Raw genomic sequence first — 2,582 nt, 5'->3', positions numbered from 1 at the left:
CAGGGACCCAATGATTAACAGTCATTTGCTCTACCGACTGAGCTATCGCGGAACAGCGCCGCGTATCTTACTGATTGAAAACGGGAAGTCAACAGGCCATGGTGCCTCGTGGCGGGTGGCGGTTCCTTCGCGGCGAATCTGCGTTAGTCTGACTGGCATGGCAGCACCGCACTGTGTCGTACCTTTCAGGAGCTCCCCATGCATCCCGTTATTCAAGCCATCACCCAGCGGCTGATCGAACGCAGCCGGCCCACGCGTGCCGCCTATCTGGCGCAGATGCGCGAGGCGGCGGACAGGGGGCCGCGGCGCAGCTCGCTGCCCTGCGCCAACCAGGCCCATGGCATGGCCGGCTGTTCCCGCTCCGACAAGCAGCGGCTGCGCCTGCCCGATCAGGCCAGCGTGGCCATCGTCTCGGCCTACAACGATGTGCTTTCCGCACACCAGCCGTACCAGTACTTCCCGGCGATCATCAAGGGCGCGCTGGACGAGATTGGCTCGGTGGGCCAGTTCGCCGGCGGCGTGCCGGCCATGTGCGATGGCGTGACCCAGGGTGAGGCGGGCATGGAACTGAGCCTTTCCAGCCGCGAAGTCATCGCCATGTCCACTGCCGTGGCGCTGTCCCACAACCTGTTCGACGCGGCGCTGTGCCTGGGCATCTGCGACAAGATCGTCCCCGGCCTGCTGCTCGGTGCGCTGCGCTTCGGTCACCTGCCGGTGATCTTCATTCCCGGCGGGCCGATGCCCTCCGGGCTGTCCAACGAGAAGAAAGCCGCGGTGCGCCAGCTGTACGCGGAAGGCAAGGCAACCCGCGAGGAACTGCTCGAGTCGGAGATGAAGTCCTACCACAGCCCCGGCACCTGCACTTTCTACGGCACCGCCAACACCAACCAGGTGATGCTGGAGGTGATGGGCCTGCAGCTGCCCGGCTCGTCCTTCGTCACGCCCTACACGCCGCTGCGCAACGAACTGACCGCCGAGGCGGCGCGGCAGGTCACCCGCCTGACGCGGCACAGCGGCAGCTACCTGCCGCTGTGCGAGATCGTCGACGAGAAGAGCATTGTCAATGCGGTGGTCGCGCTGCTGGCCTCCGGCGGCTCGACCAACCACAGCCTGCACATCCCGGCCATCGCCCGCGCCGCCGGCATCCTGCTGGACTGGCAGGACATGACCGAGCTGTCAGCCGTGGTGCCCACCCTCGCCCGGCTGTACCCCAACGGCAGTGCCGACGTGAACCATTTCCACGCGGCCGGCGGCACGCCGTTCCTGATGGCCACGCTGCTGGACGCCGGCTTGCTGCACGCCGATGTCAACACGGTGATGGGGCAGGGCCTGCACGCCTACCGCCAGGAACCGTATCTGCTCAGTCAGACCCTCGAGCTGGCCTGGCGACCGGCACCGGCGGCGAGCCTGGACGAGAACGTCCTGCGCCCGGTGGTCCGACCCTTTGCCGCCGAGGGCGGCCTGCGCCTGATGGAGGGCAACCTGGGGCGCGGCATCATGAAGATCTCCGCCGTCGCGCCCGAGCACCGCGTGGTGCAGGCGCCGGCGCGGGTCTTTGCCGACCAGGCCGAACTGGCTGCCGCCTTCCAGGCTGGTGAGCTGGAGCGTGATTTCGTCGCCGTGGTGCGCTTCCAGGGGCCGCGCGCCAATGGCATGCCCGAGCTGCACAAGCTCACGCCGTTCCTCGGCGTGCTGCAGGACCGTGGCTACAAGGTGGCGCTGGTCACCGACGGGCGCATGTCCGGCGCCTCCGGCAAGGTGCCGGCGGCGATCCACCTGTATCCCGAGGCCCATGAGGGCGGCCCGCTGGCGCGGCTGCGTGACGGGGATATCATCCGCGTGGACGGCGAGCAGGGGCGCGTGGAAGTGCTGCTGGACGAGGCCGAATGGCAGTCCCGCTCACCGCTGGCGCCGCCGCCGGATCCTGGCGTGGGCAGCGGCCGCGAGCTGTTTGCCTTCATGCGCGCGGCCTTCGGTCCGGCGGAGCAGGGCGCCAGCGTGTTCAGCGCCCGCCTGGAACAGTTGCGCCAAGCCTGAAAACAAGAGGAGTCGATGTGATTTATCTACTGGATCTGCCGCTCGATGTCGTGGCGCACAGCCACAGCGATGCGGCACGCAGTGCGCAGCAGCTGGCCGAAACGGTGGCCGAGGCCTTGCGCGAGGCGATTGAAAGCCATGGGCGCGCCAGCCTGGTGGTCTCGGGTGGGCGCAGCCCGGTGGCCTTCTTCCAGTGCCTGTCCCGCGCCGAGCTGGACTGGTCGCAGGTAGTGGTGAGCCTGGCCGACGAGCGCTGGGTCGATCCACGCAGCACCCAGAGTAACGAGTACCTGGTGTGCAACTATCTGCTGCAGGGGCGCGCCGCCTCGGCGTCGTTCATCGGCCTGCATCAGCCTGCCGATTCGCTGGAGGCGGCCGCCGAGGCCGCCGAGTCCGCCCTCGAGGCGCTGCCGCAACCCATCGACGTGCTGGTGCTCGGCATGGGCGAGGACGGCCACACCGCCTCGTTGTTCCCCGACAGCCCGAACCTGGCGCAGGCCCTCGATCCGGAAGGCAGCCGTCGGTGCCTGCCCATGCAGGCACCG

The 2,582-nt window shown here is 68.3% G+C and carries 2 protein-coding genes; both read left to right on the top strand.

Annotation, left to right across the window (positions count from 1 at the left end; all coding sequences use genetic code 11):
- Positions 1–198: 198 nt before the first annotated feature.
- Complete coding sequence (gene edd, locus AS93_RS0116380) at positions 199–2,037, top strand: phosphogluconate dehydratase (protein ID WP_027591603.1); 1,839 nt, start codon at positions 199–201, stop codon at positions 2,035–2,037.
- 17 nt (positions 2,038–2,054) lie between these two features.
- On the top strand, positions 2,055–2,582 hold a 528-nt coding region (pgl, locus tag AS93_RS0116375; RefSeq protein WP_027591604.1), incomplete at its 3' end, for a 6-phosphogluconolactonase.

The sequence above is a fragment of the Pseudomonas sp. RL genome, assembly GCF_000647775.1.
GTDB lineage: Bacteria > Pseudomonadota > Gammaproteobacteria > Pseudomonadales > Pseudomonadaceae > Serpens > Serpens flexibilis.
Note: the sequence above shows the minus strand (reverse complement) of the source record. Positions and strands in the feature narration are given on the sequence as shown.